Here is an 18,121-nt window from a genome sequence, read left to right on the forward strand (position 1 = left end):
GGGGTGATTCTAAAGTTCGCCCCGACGGATTAATGGGCCTCCAGCTTAAATAAACCCAGGGCCAAAGCCGTATTTTGCTCATGTTTAAGCAACCAGTCTTTACGCTCTAAGCCGCCAGCGTAGCCCGTTAAAGTGCCATTGGCGCCTATCACTCTGTGGCAGGGCACGATAATAGTCAGCGGATTACGGCCATTGGCCGCCCCTACGGCCCGCACTGCTTTAGGGTTATTCAGCGCCTGGGCTATATGGCTGTAACTGCGAAGCTGGGCAAAAGGGATTTTGCTCAGTTGCTGCCAGACGGCTTGCTGAAATTCGGTACCCTGAGCGGCTAGCGGTAAATCAAATTGCTGCAGGCTGCCTGCAAAATAAGCATCAAACTGAGCTTTGCAATCGAGCAGCAGAGTGTCATTGCTCTGATCCGGTGCCTCGCTGTTGTCTCTGAATAACACCGACTCTATGCCTTTAGCATTGGCCGTCACCACCAGAGGCCCCAGAGGGGTGGCAAATTGCAGTTGTTTCATTCGGTTGTCTCCTTTAACGCGGGACGGGATAAACTAAACCAGAGCTGAAAGGTCGCATAACTGCGCCAGGGGGCCAGTTGCTCTGGGGTGATATCAGCATGGCGTTTCAAGGCTTTTTGTACGCCTAAATCACCGCCCAACCAAATATCCGGATCGGCAAGTCCACGCATTTTGCTATAGGCCACAGTCCAGGGCCCTATACCTTTAAGTTGGAGCCAGTCATCCGGTGTGCTTTCTGGCTCTGCGATCACTGTCGCTGCCAATTGTTTTAACGTGTCGCGTCTGGCCTGTGGTACTTTGAGCATCAACAACTCGTTGTGACTGATAGCTTCTGCTGTTGGAAACAGCTTTTTCTGTGGATCATCAGGCAAAGGTTCTGCCAATTCAGCGAGTAAACGATTGAGCTGAGTGCGAGCTCCCTGCACACTGACTTGCTGGCCTAAAATAGCCCTTACGGCCGCTTCAAACGGGCTCCATAAGCCAGGCAAACGTAAACCAGATTCCAGGCTATCGCCAAACACTGCTGCAAGTTGTTGCTCTATCTGCAGCATATTGGCATCTAAATCGGCCAGTTGGCGGATACGTTGCAGCACAGAAGTAAGCTCCTGCTGGCTGGGCCAATGCAGCTTTAACCGCATTACTCCAGCTTTGAGCGGGCTTAATTCAAACCAGCCGTGCACAACACCTTGTGGAGTAGGCCAGCTAAAGGTTCGGCCGTAGGCATCGCCACTGACCCATTCCATGCCATCCAGTGTACGCTGACGCCAGAAATCCAGTTGCCCTTGCCAGTTCAGCGGTGGGCGGTAACTCAGTTGTAATTCAATCACGGAGGACGGTCCTGTTGCTTTTTTACGCCGGATTTGGCTTGGGCTTAATAACAATTGCTGTTTGAAGGCGTCGTTAAAACGCCGGATGCTGTGAAAACCACACAAAGCGGCAATCTGATGCACGGGCAAACTGCTTTGATGCAGCAACTGTTTGGCGAGTAACACTTGCTGGTACAAAGCATATTGTTTCGGTGCAACGCCTAAATGCTGTTGAAACAGCTTTCGTAAATAACGCTCACTTATACCAAGACGAGCGGCCAAAGCGGCTTGATCACCATGCACTAAAGCCCCTTCGGCAATCAGTTTTAAAGCTCGTCTGACACTGGTCTCTACTCCGAGCCAGGCGGGGGATTGGGGCGCACTGTCGGGGCGACAGCGCAAACAAGGCCGGTAACCGGCAGAGGCTGCAGCGGCAGCGCAGGAAAAATAAGTCACCTGATGTTCAGCCGGAGATTTAGCCGGACAAATAGTGCGGCAATAAATACCAGTGCTTTTTACCGCGATAAAAAACAGGCCATCAAAACGGCTGTCGCGCGATAATCGGGCTTGTTGGCAGACTACAGGGTCCAGCATGGCTCGGGCTCTTTTGCATTAAATTAACCAGAGTGTACCTTGAGTAACGAAAAAAATCTGGCCGGATCCGGCACTGAAACGGAGCAATTTTTCCGTTGCTTTCACCGCAGATGCGATGCAGCCTGAGCACAGACAGCTATAGTTGGATCACAGCTTGACTGCTGCGTAACGCTGTCCCCCTGACATTAATGTGAAGGAAGGCCGTATGGAACAACACTTTAATGCCCCGCCACTGACAGAGCCAGACGATGACCGGGTTTTATTTGCTGCTGATGCTGCGGCCGAAACGACTGAACAGCAGCAAGGCTGTTGGACTGTACTGATCGTGGATGATGAAGCTGAAATCCATCAAATTACCTTACTGGCACTGCGTGATTTTAGTTTTATGCAGCACAAACTGAAGTTTATCAGCGCCTACAGCGCGGCCGAAGCCCGGCATATTCTTCAGCATAACCACGAGATAGCACTGATCTTATTGGATGTGGTGATGGAGACGGACGATGCAGGTCTGGTGTTAGTGCGTTACATCCGCGAGCAACTGCAAAACAAGCTGGTGCGCATTATTTTACGCACCGGTCAACCTGGGCAAGCACCTGAGCATCGCATCGTACTGGACTATGACATCAACGACTACCGTGCCAAAACTGAGCTGACAGTGCAGCGTCTGACCACCAGTGTGGTGTCGGCATTGCGCTCTTATATCGCCATCAGGCAACTGGCTGATTTGAATGAACATCTGGAGCAACAAATACAAAGCCGGACAGAGCAGTTGCAAAGCACCAATCAGCAGCTACAGCATTCTCTGGCAGAGCTGGAAGCGGGCGAAAAAGCCGGTAAACAAGTGCAGTTTCAAATGTTACCGCCTGCTATTTTTAATTACGGCGAGTACCAGTTTAGTCATGTGCTGTATCCGTCCGAATTTATGAGCGGCGACTTTGTTGATTATTTTAATGTGGATGAGCATAAAGTGGTGTTTTATATCGCTGATGTCTCAGGCCATGGCGTGGCTTCGGCTTTTGTCACTGTCTATCTGAAACGTTTTATCAGTTCCTGGCTGGAGCGTTATCAGCGCGACAATTTGGCGACTGTGGTGGACCCGGCCGCCGTATTAACCCAACTGAATAAAGAGCTGCTAAAAGATAAAATAGGCAAACATATAGCACTGTTTTATGCAGTGCTGGATACCCAAAGCGCTGAATTAACCTATGCCAATGCCGGGGCTTTTCCCTGGCCCTTACTGCTACAACCACAACAGCAACAACAGCAGCATTACCTGGAATTAAAAAGTACCCCTGTGGGTATGTTTGACTTCGCCAGTTACCACAATCAGCATTTAATCTTGCAGCCCAACAGCAGTGTAGTGCTGTGCTCAGACGGTATTTTGGATTTACTGCCGCAGCAAAACACTGAGCAAAAACTGCAGTACTTATGGCAGCAAAGTGACCAGCACAAAGACATTGCCGATTTATTGCAGGCTTTAGGCATAGATCCGCAACAGCGCTTGCCGGACGATTTAACTATATTGAAGTTAACCCGACAGACAGGGCCCGAGTGAGGATGTGATGACGGAGCAAATTCTATTCGCTTGTGTGCAGCAGTGCTGTTATTTCAAATTGTCAGGTGAACTGCGTTACACCAACGCAACGGGTATGGACGATCTGATCGACAGGCTTGTCAGTGCGAAAATTCAGTGCCGGCAACTGGTGGTAGATTTAAACCAAGCCAGTTTTATGGACAGTACTTATATTGGTTTGCTGGCGAGTTTAGCGCGCTATTGTCAGCAGCAGGCTTTGCCTAAACCTGTGTTGTTTTGCACTGTACCTGCGGTGAATGAGCTGTTGTTCAGTTTATGCCTGGATCAGGCCTTTGAGATAGTACAGCAGCCTACCGATCATGCGGTGGAGCTCAGTTCAGTGCAGGCTGCGCCCTACAGTGATCAGCAAAAAGGCCGGATGATCCTGCAGGCGCATGAAGCTCTGATTGCGCTGAATGAAAAAAATAAGACCGAATTTCAGCCTGTGGTGGAGCTACTAAAACAGCAGTTAGGCGAATGAGCCGACGATCTCTGACTATACTGATAGCGTTTTTTTAACTTCAACAACAAGACAACAAGGAGAAAAGTATGGCTGAGGTTCAGGTTGTTCCTGCGGGTTTTGCCGCTGTATTGCCTTATCTGGTGATCAAAAATGCGGCCGCTGCGTTCGATTTTTACCAAAAGGCCTTTGGTGCCGAAACTACACTTCGGATGAATATGCCATCCGGCGCTGTCATGCATGCCGAAATGCGCATCGGCAACGCAACTTTTATGTTCAGCGAGCAAAGTGATGACTGGGGCACCAAAAGCCCGGATATGCTGGGCGCAAGCCCGGTGACACTGATGCTGTATGTACCTGATGTGGATGCTTTTGTTGCGCGCGCCGAGGCTGCAGGTGCCATTATCACTATGCCGGTGTCAGACCAATTCTGGGGCGATCGCAGCGGTTGTTTGCAAGACCCTTTTGGTCACAACTGGATGATTTCGACTCATATTGAAGATGTGTCTGAGGAAGAAATGGCAAAACGAGCGGCGCAGATGTTTGGCTAGCGCTGGGTTTGCAGCGGCAGAGAAAAGACGTGCGTAACGTCGCTTGTCGGTAAGTACCTGCCGCGAAACTTGTTCTGTGCATCAGCTTATACTTTTACATCAATTTGCTGTAATAAGCCGACGTCTTTATCGTCGGTGATAAAAACAGAGCTGCGTTCCAGCCTGCCTTGTATTTCGTGGTTGTGCCGCAAGTTAAAAGGGGTGGCGACTGAATCAACACTCAATGCCATCACGCCCATCTCTTTTACGCTATACAGGCCTTTGTGTTCCGGGCGCCATAACCATAAACTTTGCCAGATTGGGTCTTGTTGATCGATCAGGCCGTTTTGGTCTTGATCATAAGAAGCGAGTTCAGCAAAACCCTGGCCTGTGCCGGGGCCAAATAATTCCTGGCCTGAATCGACAGCGCCGTTGTTATTAGTGTCTTTAGCCAGATAATACTGACCTTGTGCAAGTTGCTGAATACGCTGAGCGTTTTCGCTTAGATTAAAAGCGAAACTTTGGCCGCTCAGCTCTACCGGACGGCCATTAAAGCTCATCACCAGCGGGTCTTTCATCGGTTGCTCTGTACGTTCGCTGTAGCTGAATTCTTGGTAGCTCATGGCAAATTGCAGCGACCAGCTAAAGCTGCTGCCGTCCTCCAGAGCCACAGAGCCGGAAAAGTCGGCGCTGACGGCCTCATAACGATAAGACCATTCACGAATAGTCACACCGGTCGCATTCAGATTTTCGGTTTGCTCTGGTAAAGCACCCTGGTTTGAGCCCTTTAAAGCGCGGTTTAATTCTGCCGGATCGACCCAGCCTTGCAACTCTTCACCTGTCAGTTGCTCTAATAAACGCTTGATAGTACCAATGGAATAGACCGCATTATAAAAACCGTCGTCACTCGTATGGCTGTTTTCTGCGTCAGTTGCGTCAGGCGTAGTTTCAGCAGAATGAGCGGTAGCTAAAGGCAGCAGAGCAGTCTGAGTTAAACTTCTGTTATCCTTTGTTACAGTTGAGTTGTCGTTTCGCTCTGGACTCAGGCTGCGGCCCGAATAAAATAGCTGCTGATTAGCAGAGGTCTGTTGTTGCTTGATGTTGAGGATTTGCATGATAGCTCCCTCTCTGACTTAGGCTTAACGACTGTATCGGTCATAATTGTACAAACTTTAACCAGGAACGCGATGATGCTAGAAAATTTTTTCCGTCAGCTAACGACAGAGCCAGACAGCATTAGCTTTTCGCAAAGCATAGAGCTGATCGAAAGCTTATATCAGTTTACTGAAACGGCTTTTCGAAACGGTACTAAACACAATGCAGCGGGTGAGAATAACGGTTCCTGTAAAATTTTTGCCTTTGCGCTGTTACATCGTTTGTCTGAGCCACAAACTTTGCAGATGTTCGGTGACTATTACCGTAAAGATGTGCTGCTCAGCCCCGCAGGGGCTGACCACGCCAATATCAGGCAATTTATGCAATACGGCTGGGATGGTATTGAATTTGAAGGGCAGGCATTGAGCCCAAAATCGGCTTAAGCTGATTTTACTTGCCTCAGGTTGCAGATACGATTCATAGTGGCCTGGATCTTTTGTGGTGTAAAAGGTTTAGCCATAAAACCGCTGGCTCCGCCTTCGACACTACGTTTAACATTTTCCACTGTGCTGTGTGCTGACATAATCACCACATGGCACTTCGGATCCAAAGCTTTGATGCGGCTTAATAATTCGTGGCCATTGCTGTCTGGCAGTTCAATATCCAAAAAAACAACGTCCGGGTGCTCAGTACTTATCGCGCTCAAGGCTTGTTGACCTGTACTGGCTTCTGCCACTTTTTCAGCACCCATAATGCGTAGATTTTGATTTAAAAAGTAACGAACTGAACTGACGTCATCAACGATCAGAATAGAGGATTGCTCCAGAGTCATGCACAACATCCTTGCTTGAGGCATTTTACTTGCATCAAGCATGAAGTGATCCGACGAAAAGCGCAATAAATAAACGATATTCTTGCGAGAAAGCGGGATTAAGAGCGCAGTTGACTGGGCAGTAAACCTGTCCAGCGTTTAAAAGCGCGGCGGAAATTATGTTCATCCGAATAACCCAACCTGCTGGCCAGCTCTTTATTCGACATGCCTTGCTGTAATAAAGCGTGTTGGGCTGCGCAGGCTTTGACCTGATCCTGCAACTGCTGATAACTGGTGTGATGCTGCGCTAACAAACGTTTAAAACTGCTTAAACTTAAGCCCCAATGCTGTGCTGCTGCCTCTTGTGACGGGGCGTGGCGTAAATTAGCGAAAAGCCATTGTTCCAGTTGCTCAGTAAAGCTGGTTTTATCTGGCACTGACTGCTGCAGGTACAGGCACCAATTATGCTGCTGCTGCCAAAGTTGTGGGTTTGCTTCGGCAAAAGGTGGTTTGAGTAAGGCCGATGGCAAGATCAGGCTGCTTTGTAATGCATGACCCGGCTGCAGTTGCCAATGATGCTGCATCAGCCAGTTACAGTGCTGATCGACCACAGTTGTGGTCAGACTCAGGCCAGCAGTAGTTCCCAGTTGTTGTTTGATCAAACCCAACAGATAATGAAACAGCACTTGTTCGACGAAGCTTTGTTGTTTGTCCAGTGCAAAAGAAGGCCGTACAACCAGCCGCAACTGACCCTGCAGCCGTTGCAGCCTCAGGTACAGCAAAGGCAAAAGTTGGGAGCGGTAGCGGTAAAAACTCAGCAGCGCCTGCTGTAAATTGGCGCTGTATCTTAGCATCAGCAGCAAAGGGGAATGGTTGTGATGCAACCAGCTTTGGGCTGTTAAATAAGCCAGCTCAGGCCCGGGCAAGGCTTTCTGACAATTACCGACCAGTTGCAGATACTGCTGGGGGCTGATTTTTGTGGTGGCTTTGCGTAGGTCTTGCTCAAATAACTTTGAGCCTTTGAGTAAGGTATCCAAAGCAAAACCACGGCGCTGGCATAATAAAATCATATCCAAAGCTGTGGCGCTAAGCAGCAGGGCTTTGTCGTCAAAGCTCAGTAGGGCTTTGCTCACACCAGACTCCACTGAGTTTGCTGCTGCTTTTGCTTTTGCAATTGGTGCCACAGTTGGGATAACAGGCGCTGCGGCTGATTGAGCTGCTGTGCTGCTGTGATTTCTGTGATGGTCCAGTGCAATTGCGTCGGTAAATACAAACTGAGTTCCCTCAGCGCATTTTGCACTAAGCTCTGGGCCACGGCCTGATTGCTTTGTGGCATCAGAATGACAAATTTATCACCGCTATAACGGCAAACTAAGTCACCGGGTCTGAATTGCAGCAACGTCAGTTCACTGAGCTGTTGCAACAGCAAATCTGCTGCGGCCATGCCTTGTTCTCTGTTAAAACGGCCAAACTGGCTGATATCGATGAGGGCCAGACAAAAAGGTTGCTGGTGCTGTTGTTGCAGCTCCAGCTCGCGTTTTAGTACAGCCAATAAATACTCTGGTTGATACAGTTGGGTTAATGGGTCAAGTAACTGGTAATGACGTAAATGCAGCTCACGGCTGGCAAGTTGTCTGTTAATAAAACGCTGCTCTTTATGCCAGCCAAGCAGGCCCAGGGTTAAAATCAACATACCGACAGGGGCTGGGATGGACTCAAGCCAGCTTAGTAGTCTGTGACTGGCCGGGTAGTGGAAAAACTCGTCCAGTAAGTTCAACTGATAAGACAGCACCAACAACAAAGAGCCGACATAAAGGCAATTGGTGACTGGGCCTGCCGGTCTGCTGTAGAGCACCAGCAATAACCAGGCGATGACGACCGCAAGGCTACTGCCTTCGCCCAGAATATCCATCCAGTCGATCTCGGCTGCTGGTTTTAACTCGCCATAATTGACTGCCAGCAAAATGCACAGCACAAACAGCAACAGCGTCAAAGCGAGTTTAGCCGGATGCTGCGAGCTAAATCCCATAAAAAGTTTCCGCAAACAATAACCTGAGTGGTCAGTCTGAGCCTTTCAGATGACAATTCCATGACAGAAATAAGTGCAGAAGAGCTAAGCAGACCCCGGGTCAGGTTAGCTCAGGCACTCAGGCTTTAACACGCTGAGTTGTCACAAAACCGCCGCAGAATAAATCCCCATTCACATCACAGTTTTAACTTACTCAGGAATTGGGGTTTTCTTTTATGCAAACACAGACGGTACAAACAAGGAAACAATTTCGTCGCGCTGTATTGGCCAGCAGCATCAGTCTGATTTGTGCCTCGGTGCTGTCAGCACAGGCTGCAGAATTATCAGGCCGGGTGGTGGATAGCCGCCAGGTGTTGTTGTCTGGTGTGCAGGTTAGCATTCCGGCGTTAAAAATCAGTAAAGTGACAGGCCACGATGGCCGTTTTGCGTTTTCTAATTTGCCAGAAGGCCAGTACCAACTGCAATTTAGTTATGCCGGTGTGCCGCAGCAAAAATCTGACGTCAGCTTAACGTCCAATCAGGCGCTGGGTGATATTACCCTGGCCAAAGTGGAATCCGGTATCGACAAGCTGGAAGTGCAGGGCCAGTTGGCATCCGCCGGTAAGGCGTTAAGTCAGCAACGTTTTGCCAGTGGTATTGTCAGTGTGGCCACCACGGATGAGCTGGGGCAATTTCCGGATAAAAACGTCAGTGAGTCTTTAGCCCGTTTAGCGGGTTTGTCGGTGGAGCCGGATCAGGGCGAAGGCCGCTTTATCCGGGTGCGGGGTTTAGCGCCGGATTACAATACGGTGACTTACAACGGCACCCAGTTGGCTGCGCCAGAATCTGGCCGTCGAGCTGTGGCGTTGGATGTGATCCCTTCTGATTTATTGTCTTCGGTGGAAGTGACCAAAACCATAGCGCCAGAGCAAGCTGCAGGTTCTTTAGGTGGCACTGTCGATATCAAAAGTATTTCTGCGTTTGACCGCAGCTCAGACTTTTACAGCTTCAGCGCCGAAGGCAGTTATAACCAGCAACAAAACGAAACCAGTCCAAAAGTCTCAGGCCTATACAGCAGTATTTTTGATATAGCGGGCGATAAAGACGCTTTAGGGGTGGCACTTTCCGCCAGCTATGCCGATCGTAAATTTGGTTCAGACAACGTTGAGACCGGTGGCAACTGGGATATTGAAGAGCAGGCACTGGAAGAGTTTGAGCAGCGTCAGTATCAAATCAGCCGCCAGCGTATGGGCTTAGCGCTGAATGTAGATTACCGCCCTGAAGGTGATACCGACTACTACCTGCGTACTTTGTACAGCAAGTTTACTGACGATGAAGTGCGCCAGAGTTTACTGACTGAATTTGTAGAACCAGTGCAGGCTGGGGCTGATGCAGCAGGTGAGCTGGTGCGGGGGATTAAGGCCCGCGAGGAAACTCAAACCATCAGCGCTTTTGTGCTGGGTATGGAGCAACAACGGGCTGAATGGCAATGGAAAGCCGAAGTGGGGGCCAGCAAAGCCGATGAAAAAACACCTTTTAGTCTGGCTGATGGTCAGTTTAAGCAAGAGTTTGATCAAGGTTTAAGTTTTACTGGTACAGATAAGCTGCAGTTACTGGCACCAGAGTCAGCTTACAGCGCACAAGACTACGAGCTGGATGAAGTGGAGGTGGCGGATACCTTCACGGAAGAAAAAGAGAAAAACGCCAAATTTGATTTAAGCCGCGAATTGCTGCAAAGCTGGGGCTCGCTGGAACTCAAAACTGGTGTGAAATGGAGTGACAGAAGCAAAACTGCAGATGAAAGCCTGTGGCTGTATGAGGATTTAGAAGATGCAGGTCTGAGTAAACTCACTCTGGCGGATTACCCTATGGGCAATGCAGATTACGGCTTGGGCCGGTTTGGACCTGCCATTAATCCTGGTTTGTTATTGTCCGAATTAAGCACTTTAGACAGAGATGATTATCTGGACCCGGTCGAATCGCAAATTAACGATTTCCGCGTCGATGAAGAAATTAAAGCCGCTTATTTGCAAGGCAACTGGCAAGGAGAAAACTGGCAGGTGATAGCTGGTAGCCGTTTTGAGCACGACCAACGCGACGCTGTGGGTAGTAAATACGACGCGACAATAGAAGAATTCAGCCCACAACTCTACAGCGGCTCAGAATCGCACTGGTTACCAGCTCTGATCAGCCGTTACAGCCTATCGGAGCAAACTCAGGTACGAGCCGCCATCACCAGCTCTTTAGTGCGGCCAAGCTTCGCGCAATTAGCGCCGGCTTTTGTACTGGAGGAAGATGAGGGTGATATCGAGGCCAGCTTTGGTAATCCGGCACTTGAGGCTTTAACCTCCACCAATCTGGATCTAGGGGTGGAGTATTACCCGGACAAGTTAGGCGTGATGTCGGCCATGTTGTTTTATAAAGACATTAAAGACTTTATCTACGCTACAGACTTAGCAGGTCAGGGCGAATACCAGGATTTTAATCACGCCGAAACCTTTATCAATGGTGATGATGCCACTTTGTACGGTCTGGAGCTGAATTATGTGCAGCAACTGCAGGGGGTCAGCGAGTTTTGGGATCACTGGTTAGTCTCCGCCAACTTAACCTTAAGCCGCTCAGATGCGCAAATCAGTTGGTTTGATGACGGTGAGTTGCAAACCCGTGATATAGATTTACCCAGTCAGTCGGACAAAACCGCCAATATGGCCATTGGCTATGAAGACAATAGCTGGAGCTTACGTTTAGCTGCGAATTATAAGTCGGATTATCTGGTGGAAGTCAGTGAGTTTGACGATCCGGCTTATGACTTATTCAGCGACAGTCAGTTGCAATGGGATTTCAGCGCCAAATGGAAAATCGACCCTGCTGTGCAGTTGTACTTTAATGCGGTGAACTTAACAGACGAGCCTTATTACAACTACACAGGCAGCAGTGCCTTTAATGCTCAGTATGAAGAATATGGCCGTACTTTTGCTGTTGGTATTCAGTTAACCAACTGGTAAGGGCGTCTGATGAGCACTCAAAGATATAAACAAATGTACAGGCCAGTGACTGGCCTGCTGCTGGTACTAAGCGGTATGGCTTTTGCCAGCAATACCTCAGTGCCGGAAGGACAAAGCCGCTATCAGGCCAGCAGCGTGGCGGATCGAATTGTGCTGTTACCTGCAACCCATGCGGCCAGCAGTCAGGCGGTCGGCTGGCGCAGCAGCATAGCGCAAAGCCAGTTGCAATGGGCCAAAGCTATTGATGGTCCGGCGCTGGAGCTGGACGCAAAGACGCTGGATGTCAAAGGCACCTTGGTGCAAACCGACAATGGCCCGGCTTATTTTTATAAGGCGACTATGCCTGGCTTACAAAGCGATACTTTGTACGCCTACCGAGTCAAAGGCGAAGGCAACTGGAGCGAGTGGTTGCAATTTCGCACCGCCAAGCCTGAGTTTGAGCCTTTTAGTTTGCTGTATTTTGGTGATGCGCAAAATAACTTAAAAGCGCATTTCTCCCGTTTGGTGCGTAGTGCTCAGCAGCAGGTGCCGCAGGCGAAACTGGTGCTACATGCAGGAGATTTGGTCAATTCCCGTTACGGTATTTTGGATCACGAATGGGGCGAGTGGTTTGATGCGATCGGCTGGGTGGGTGCTATGACACCGCAGCTGATTGCCGCTGGTAACCATGAATACCTGAAAAGCACCAATGCCAAGGGCGAAGAACGTCGTGTGCTGGCTGCACAATTTACCGCGCAGTTTCAGAGCCTGAACAACGGTCCGGCGTCTTTGCAGGACACAGTGTTTTATCACGACTATCAGGGCGTGCGCTTTGTGGTACTCAATTCCACTGCAGCAGTGGAAGATGAGGCTCTTGCCAAAGTGCAGGCCGACTGGTTAAAGCAGGTGCTGTCGAACAATCCAAACCGCTGGACTATCGCCATTTATCATCATCCGATGTTTTCGGTGTCTTTGGGCCGGGATAATCCACGACTGCGCCAGTATTGGCAGCCGTTGTTCGAACAGTACAAAGTCGATTTGGTATTGCAGGGCCACGACCATGTCTATGGCCGTTATCAGCCAGAGAACAAAGGTCCGGTCTATATGGTGTCTGTGGCGGGGCCGAAAATGTATTTGGTGTCGAAACAGGCACGCGCCAACATGGCTCAGGTCGGCGAAGATACGCAGTTATTTCAACACCTTGAGATAAGTGAATCCCAACTCACAGTCAAAGCCATCACAGTAACAGGCCGGTTGTACGACAGCTTTAGCTTACAGCGCCAGAGCAATGGTTCGAACCTGTTGCAGCAACACTTCAAAGCCAAAGTGGCCCATTGCAGCAACAAAACCATTGCAGACAACAAATGCTGGCAAGGTACAGAATTCAGCGCTGCACAAAGCGCTTCGGAGAACCAATGAATTACTCTTTTATCGCAACTTTAGTGTCAGTAAGCATGCTGCTCTCTTGTCAGGCACAAAGCCAGAATGGCAGCACTACCGCAATTTATGCTGAATTAAACACCACGGCAGGGCCATTTCAAAGCTCCGCTACGTCTTTAGTCTGGCGGGATCATAAAGGGGCAGTGCTCCAGCAATGGCCCGGTGTATTTCGCCGGTTAAAAGCTTTGCCTCAGGCCGATGGCTCAGTGCTAGTGGCCGCCATTGAAACCGAAAGCAACCAGTTGCATTGGTGGCAACTTAACGGCAACAGAGTACAGCGCTCTGGCAAGCAGTGGGTCACCCAACTGGTGGTGGACGATGTATGCTGGTATCAAAGTGCCCAGAACAAACAACTTAGCCTGTTTTTAATAGGCGACAGAGGTTTAGGTGAGCAGTGGCTGCTGGCGCAGGATGGCAAGTTTTTAGCGGCGCCTTTATCCATCAGTCATTTAAATCTGCCCACAGATGCCACCGCCTGTGCTGTCGATCAGCACAAAGGCAGACTTTATCTGGCGGAAGGGGCTACAGCGCTTTGGTCGTACAATGCCGAAGTAGAGGCCGACGAAGGCCGGAAATTGATTGATGTGCGGGCACCTTTGGGCAAACTCAGTGGTGAAATAAAGGCATTGGAGTTCACTGCGGGTAACACTTTATTGGCGTTGCAAGAAGAGCCGGCTTTACTGCAACGTTATCAAACTCAGGGGGATACTTTGGTGTGGCAACAGAGTAAAGCCATCTCCGCATTGGAATCCGCAGAGCAGTTAGGCCTGTCTGCAGGCATCTTGTCTATGGTCAGTGAAGAGGGGCAGCTTTTGCAGTTAAAAGACACAGCCTACCAGATGCCAACTGCCGTATTGCCAGAGCGTTCCACCTTACCAATGCAGCAACTAAGCCCAACTCTGGAAACCGTGGCCGTCAGTTACAGAGGGGATGCGATAGACGATCCTGCGGTTTGGCAGAATGCAAAAAGTCCAGATCAGAGCCGTATTTTAGCCACAGACAAAAGAGCCGGTGTGGCTGTGTACAACATGAAAGGCGAGCAGGTACAGTTTTTACAGGTAGGCCGGGTGAATAATATCGATCTGCGTTATGGCCTTAAATATCAGGGTAAAACACAGGATATAGCTGCAGCCACTTTAAGAGCCGATAACTCGGTGCAACTTTTTGCGATAGATGCAGAGGGACAGGTAAAAACAGCGCTGAAGTTTGCTACGCCTTTTTCGGATATTTATGGTTTGTGTTTGTATCAGTCCAAACGCAGCGGTCAGACCTATGTGTTTGCCAATGATAAAGATGGCACAGTGCTGCAGTACCAGATCAGCTCCGATGGTCAGAGCTGGAGCGCTCAGGAAGTACGACGCTTAAAAGTGCCAAGTCAGCCTGAAGGTTGTGTGACTGATGATCAAAATGACCTGCTGTTTCTGGGCGAAGAAGATGTTGGCATTTGGCGTTTTGCGGCTGATGCTAACGCAGATACCCAGGGTGAGCTGGTGATTAAAGCCGATGGCGATGTGCTGGTGGCTGATGTCGAAGGTTTAGCGTTGTTACCGGAGAAAGATGGCAAACCGGCTTATTTGTTGGCCTCCAGTCAGGGCAATGACAGTTATGTATTGTTCCAAACCAGTGCCCCTTACCAAGCCGTAGCGCGCTTTCGTATTCGCTTGAATGCAGAGCTTGGCATAGATGGCAGCTCGGAAACCGATGGTCTGGAGCTGACCACTTTGTCTTTAGGTAAGGGCTTTGAGCAAGGGGCTGTGATAGTGCAGGATGGCCGCAATCGGATGCCGGAGCAGGGCCAAAACCTGAAGCTGGTGCCTTTACAGCAACTGCTGGAATTATTGCCAGCGGACTAAAATAACAACACCACTAAACAAAAGGCCGGTGTTTAACTAACACCGGCCTTTTACACACGTCCTGCCAGATTAGAATAAAAACCAAAAACTACAACTTAACATCTGCCTTTTTTCGCTTGTCCAGGTGGGCAGTGTTTGCCTTGACCCTGACCTTCGACTATTACGCCTGGCACCAGAACTTTAGGGGGTTCTACGGTGACGCTAGGACCTCTGACTGCACAGCCTGTTAAGCCTGACATCATGACTACTGCAACAGCTAAAGCTGAATAAATCCGCATTTTTTTCCCTTTTATTTAAACTGACCTGTTTAGCTTAGAACTAATTCCAGCACTTGTACAATCTAAAACGTCAATCCGATCAGTCATGGTGGCGATGATAATGGCGTTTATGCTTTTTGTGCTTTTTATGATAGTGCCTGTCCTGGTAGTAATGGCGTTCTTCAACCACTATCACGCTGGGTCTGGGCTCGACTATAACAGCCGGACCATAGTAAGCCGGTGGTTCGACCCAAACCGTAGGGCCACGCACTGCACAACCGGTTAATGTCAGCAGTGCAGCAATAGATGTGGTCATCAACAATGCTTTTTTCATCATAAGCTCCGTCTGTTAATCTGACAGGTAGTAGTCAACTGTCGCTACCACTCTGACTTTTTTGATGTAAGGCGTATTACTGTCGCGATCGGTAATACTGAACTGGCCCTGGCTTGCCATTTTGATTTTGCCCAGTTTGCTGTCTGAGTCTGCTGCAAACTTAGTGGCTACCTCCCGTGCATTTCGGGTCGCTTCTTCAATCATGTCGGGCTTTAATTCATTTAACCCGCTAAAGATAAATTCGGGTTTACTGTCATAATCCTGCCCTGCGATAGCGATGCCTGTTTTACTCAGCTCGAGTAACTTCGCCATGGCCTGATGCACTAAATCGACATTGCTGCTGTACACAGTCACAGTAGAGCTGGCGGTGTAGCGTAACTGATTGGCGTTCGGGTCGTAGAAACCTGCCTGACGATCAACAATTTGTGGCACAGCCACAGTGATTTCTTTTTGGCTAAAGCCCTGCAGCTTTAAAAACGCCTGAATTTGCTCGTTTTTACGCTCCAGATTAGCCACCAAAGTGGTCAGATTATTGTCGACCTCATTAAATTTAATGGGCCAAATCACAGTGTCTGCGGCGACTTCGCGCTCCGACAAACCTTTGACCTGAACCACACGCTCCATCGCTCTGAATGCAATCAGGCTATTGGCTAAGATGGCGCTGGCTGCGACCATAGCTGCGGCCACTATGGCGGCGGCGACCCATGTGCGGGACTGTTGCATAAAAACTCCTTAAATCCAGATAAACCAAGTGTATGCAGAGTAGCTGAATGGCTGATTAATACTTTGAGTCTGATCAGATAAACAGCAACCTGGGCTGGTGCCTTTGGCAATGGCCCTTTATGATAGCTGTCCAGACTTCTACTTCAGACGATTTTCAGATGCAAATTGAACAGCTTCAGCTTCGTTTAACCACGCCGACAGGGCCTATGGCGGTGTATCAGTATCAGCCTTTAGCCGCAGCCACATCAGGCAAAACCTATCCGGCCATTTTGTTTTATTCAGAAATTTTCCAGCAAACCGCGCCAATAGCCCGCAGTGCCGCTCTGCTGGCCAGCCATGGCTTTGTGGTGCTGGTGCCGGAAATTTTTCACGAGCTCAATCCGCTGGGCACTGTGCTTGCTTACGACGATGCAGGTAAAGACAAGGGCAATCAGGATAAATGGACTAAACCGTTGGAAAGCTATGACAGTGACAATGTGGCCATGCTGGATTATTTAAAAACCTTGTCTTATGTCCGGCCTGAGGTGGGGGCTATGGGGGTGTGTATCGGTGGCCATCTGGCGTTTCGGGCTGCACTGAATCCGGCCATCAAAGCAACTTATTGTTTATACGCCACAGATTTACACAGTGACACTTTACCTTGTGGCGAAGGTCAGCAAACGTTAAGCCGCGCTGCAGATATTCAGGGCGAGCTGGTACTGGTCTGGGGCAAGCAAGACCCGCACGTATCGGCTGAAGGACGGCAGAAAGTGTACCAGCATCTCACTGCAGCTAACGTGCGCTTTAGCTGGCATGAATACAATGCGCAACATGCCTTTATGCGTGATGAAGGCGAGCGTTACGACGCTGCATTAGCGCTGCAGAATTACCAGCAGGCTATCGCCTTATTCCGTCAGATGTAGCTGGTTTTACTGGCGTTGCCGCTCAGTTAGGCCGTAAAATGACGGCCTCAATAGCAAAACCGGCGAGCGCAGTGGACAGACGATGAATTGTGTTGAATTTTTAGCCGGACGTTGTCATTCCTGTAACCAGCTCTCTGTGCCTTACCCAGAGCAACTGGCGAAAAAACAACAGCAATTAGCCACTTTAATGGCGCCTTTTGCAGAGGCTCAGTTATTGCCTGCGGTTGCAAGTCGTGAAGACGGCTTTCGCACTAAAGCCAAAATGGTCGTGTCCGGCAGTAAAGAGCAGCCTGTGTTGGGTATTCTCAATGACGGCGTTGCTGTCGACTTATCTGCTTGTCCTTTGTATCCCGCTGCTTTTGCGCCCGCTTTTAGCCTGCTCAAAGGTTTTATTCAACGTGCGGCTTTAACTCCGTATCAGGTAGAGCAAAAACAAGGTGAGCTGAAGCTTATTTTACTGAGCCAAAGCCAGGCCTCCGGTCGTGTTATGTTGCGTTTTGTACTGCGCTCTAAAAACTGTCTGGCCTCTATTCAAAAGCATTTGCCCTGGTTGCAGCAGCAATGGCCAGAGTTGGCGGTCTGCTCTGTCAATCTGCAGCCTGTACATATGGCTGTACTGGAGGGACCGGAAGAGATACTGCTCACCTCAGAAGAATTGTTACGGGAAGAGTTAAATGGCATCCCTTTGTATCTAACCCCACAAAGTTTTTTTCAGACCAATACCGCGGTAGCCGCTGCGCTGTACGCCACAGCAGAGCAGTGGGCAGAGGCAATTCCGGGACAAAGACTCTGGGATTTATTTTGTGGCGTTGGCGGTTTTGGTTTGCATCTGGCACGAGCTGGCCGATGGCAGCTTACAGGCATTGAAATCGCTCCGAAGGCGATTGCCAGCGCGACACGTTCAGCCTCAGAGCTGGGCCTGAGCAGGGTAAGTTTTCAGGCGCTGGATGCTGCTGCCTTTGCCAAGGCTTCAGTACAAGCGCCTGATTTATTGGTGGTCAATCCGCCCAGACGAGGTTTAGGTGCAGCACTTTGCCAGTCTGTAATGACATTACAACCGGCCTGGCTGATGTATTCAAGCTGTAATCCGGATACGCTGGCCAGAGATTTGGCCTGGCTAAACGCAGATTATCGGCTATTAAAAGTACAACTGTTTGATATGTTTCCTCACACCGAACACGCTGAGGTACTGACCTTATTACAAAAACGCTCGCTCTAAGTGACTCAACA

At 49.5% G+C, this 18,121-nt stretch carries 17 protein-coding genes; 9 read left to right on the top strand and 8 right to left on the bottom strand.

Annotated features, from left to right (window positions below; translation table 11 throughout):
- Positions 1-29 precede the first annotated feature (29 nt).
- Positions 30-521 carry a methylated-DNA--[protein]-cysteine S-methyltransferase gene (locus tag SD53_RS01290; protein ID WP_046518413.1) on the bottom strand — a complete coding sequence of 164 codons (492 nt, stop codon included), beginning with the start codon at positions 519-521 and terminating at the stop codon, positions 30-32.
- Complete coding sequence (locus SD53_RS01295) at positions 518-1,921, bottom strand: AlkA N-terminal domain-containing protein (RefSeq protein ID WP_046518414.1); 1,404 nt, start codon at positions 1,919-1,921, stop codon at positions 518-520. Before SD53_RS01295 ends, SD53_RS01290 begins: the two co-directional genes overlap by 4 nt.
- Positions 1,922-2,126: 205 nt before the next feature.
- Between SD53_RS01295 and SD53_RS01300 the strand changes: the two genes are divergently transcribed.
- From SD53_RS01300 to SD53_RS01310, 3 genes are all read left to right on the top strand, one after another.
- Positions 2,127-3,476 carry a PP2C family protein-serine/threonine phosphatase gene (locus SD53_RS01300; RefSeq protein WP_052749203.1) on the top strand — a complete coding sequence of 450 codons (1,350 nt, stop codon included), beginning with the start codon at positions 2,127-2,129 and terminating at the stop codon, positions 3,474-3,476.
- Positions 3,477-3,483: 7 nt separating this feature from the next.
- Positions 3,484-3,975: an STAS domain-containing protein gene (locus SD53_RS01305; protein WP_046518415.1), complete on the top strand. Its 492-nt coding sequence runs from the start codon at positions 3,484-3,486 to the stop codon at positions 3,973-3,975.
- 68 nt (positions 3,976-4,043) lie between these two features.
- Positions 4,044-4,505 carry a VOC family protein gene (locus SD53_RS01310; RefSeq protein WP_046518416.1) on the top strand — a complete coding sequence of 154 codons (462 nt, stop codon included), beginning with the start codon at positions 4,044-4,046 and terminating at the stop codon, positions 4,503-4,505.
- 86 nt (positions 4,506-4,591) lie between these two features.
- On the opposite strand, the gene SD53_RS17870 is transcribed toward SD53_RS01310, so the two are convergent.
- Complete coding sequence (locus SD53_RS17870) at positions 4,592-5,599, bottom strand: SPM autocatalytic domain-containing protein (RefSeq protein WP_052749204.1); 1,008 nt, start codon at positions 5,597-5,599, stop codon at positions 4,592-4,594.
- Between the two features lie 72 nt (positions 5,600-5,671).
- Here SD53_RS17870 and SD53_RS01320 point away from each other — a divergent pair, with 72 nt between their 5' ends.
- On the top strand, positions 5,672-6,022 hold the full coding sequence (locus tag SD53_RS01320; protein ID WP_046518417.1) for a HopJ type III effector protein: 351 nt from the start codon (positions 5,672-5,674) through the stop codon (positions 6,020-6,022).
- Here SD53_RS01320 and SD53_RS01325 read toward each other — a convergent pair.
- The 3 genes from SD53_RS01325 to SD53_RS01335 form a co-directional block, all read right to left on the bottom strand.
- Complete coding sequence (locus tag SD53_RS01325; protein ID WP_046518418.1) at positions 6,019-6,411, bottom strand: response regulator; 393 nt, start codon at positions 6,409-6,411, stop codon at positions 6,019-6,021. The two genes, SD53_RS01320 and SD53_RS01325, sit on opposite strands and share 4 nt — an antisense overlap.
- Before the next feature lie 98 nt (positions 6,412-6,509).
- The gene (locus SD53_RS01330; protein WP_046518543.1) at positions 6,510-7,523 is read right to left on the bottom strand and encodes a helix-turn-helix transcriptional regulator; all 1,014 of its coding nucleotides are present in this window, start codon (positions 7,521-7,523) and stop codon (positions 6,510-6,512) included.
- A complete protein-coding gene (locus tag SD53_RS01335) occupies positions 7,520-8,419 on the bottom strand; it encodes a GGDEF domain-containing protein (protein WP_046518419.1) in 900 nt (299 codons plus the stop codon). Before SD53_RS01335 ends, SD53_RS01330 begins: the two co-directional genes overlap by 4 nt.
- A 215-nt stretch (positions 8,420-8,634) precedes the next feature.
- Between SD53_RS01335 and SD53_RS01340 the strand changes: the two genes are divergently transcribed.
- From SD53_RS01340 to SD53_RS01350, 3 genes are read left to right on the top strand one after another with little or no spacing between them, the layout of a single operon-like run.
- Complete coding sequence (locus SD53_RS01340; protein WP_046518420.1) at positions 8,635-11,403, top strand: TonB-dependent receptor; 2,769 nt, start codon at positions 8,635-8,637, stop codon at positions 11,401-11,403.
- Between the two features lie 9 nt (positions 11,404-11,412).
- On the top strand, positions 11,413-12,801 hold the full coding sequence (locus tag SD53_RS01345; RefSeq protein ID WP_052749206.1) for a purple acid phosphatase family protein: 1,389 nt from the start codon (positions 11,413-11,415) through the stop codon (positions 12,799-12,801).
- On the top strand, positions 12,798-14,675 hold the full coding sequence (locus SD53_RS01350; protein ID WP_046518421.1) for a phytase: 1,878 nt from the start codon (positions 12,798-12,800) through the stop codon (positions 14,673-14,675). The genes SD53_RS01345 and SD53_RS01350 overlap by 4 nt, the downstream gene beginning before the upstream one ends.
- A 357-nt stretch (positions 14,676-15,032) precedes the next feature.
- Here SD53_RS01350 and SD53_RS01360 read toward each other — a convergent pair whose 3' ends face one another.
- Positions 15,033-15,266 carry a YajG family lipoprotein gene (locus SD53_RS01360; protein WP_046518423.1) on the bottom strand — a complete coding sequence of 78 codons (234 nt, stop codon included), beginning with the start codon at positions 15,264-15,266 and terminating at the stop codon, positions 15,033-15,035.
- Between the two features lie 15 nt (positions 15,267-15,281).
- Positions 15,282-15,989 carry an SIMPL domain-containing protein gene (locus SD53_RS01365; RefSeq protein ID WP_046518424.1) on the bottom strand — a complete coding sequence of 236 codons (708 nt, stop codon included), beginning with the start codon at positions 15,987-15,989 and terminating at the stop codon, positions 15,282-15,284.
- Positions 15,990-16,108: 119 nt separating this feature from the next.
- Here SD53_RS01365 and SD53_RS01370 point away from each other — a divergent pair, with 119 nt between their 5' ends.
- Entirely contained in the window at positions 16,109-16,891 is a 783-nt protein-coding gene (locus tag SD53_RS01370; RefSeq protein ID WP_241481732.1) for a dienelactone hydrolase family protein, read from the top strand.
- 82 nt (positions 16,892-16,973) lie between these two features.
- The gene (gene rlmC / locus SD53_RS01375) at positions 16,974-18,110 is read left to right on the top strand and encodes a 23S rRNA (uracil(747)-C(5))-methyltransferase RlmC (RefSeq protein ID WP_046518425.1); all 1,137 of its coding nucleotides are present in this window, start codon (positions 16,974-16,976) and stop codon (positions 18,108-18,110) included.
- The last annotated feature ends 11 nt before the right edge of the window (positions 18,111-18,121 follow it).

The organism is Rheinheimera mesophila (genome assembly GCF_000986865.1).
Classification (GTDB): domain Bacteria; phylum Pseudomonadota; class Gammaproteobacteria; order Enterobacterales; family Alteromonadaceae; genus Pararheinheimera; species Pararheinheimera mesophila.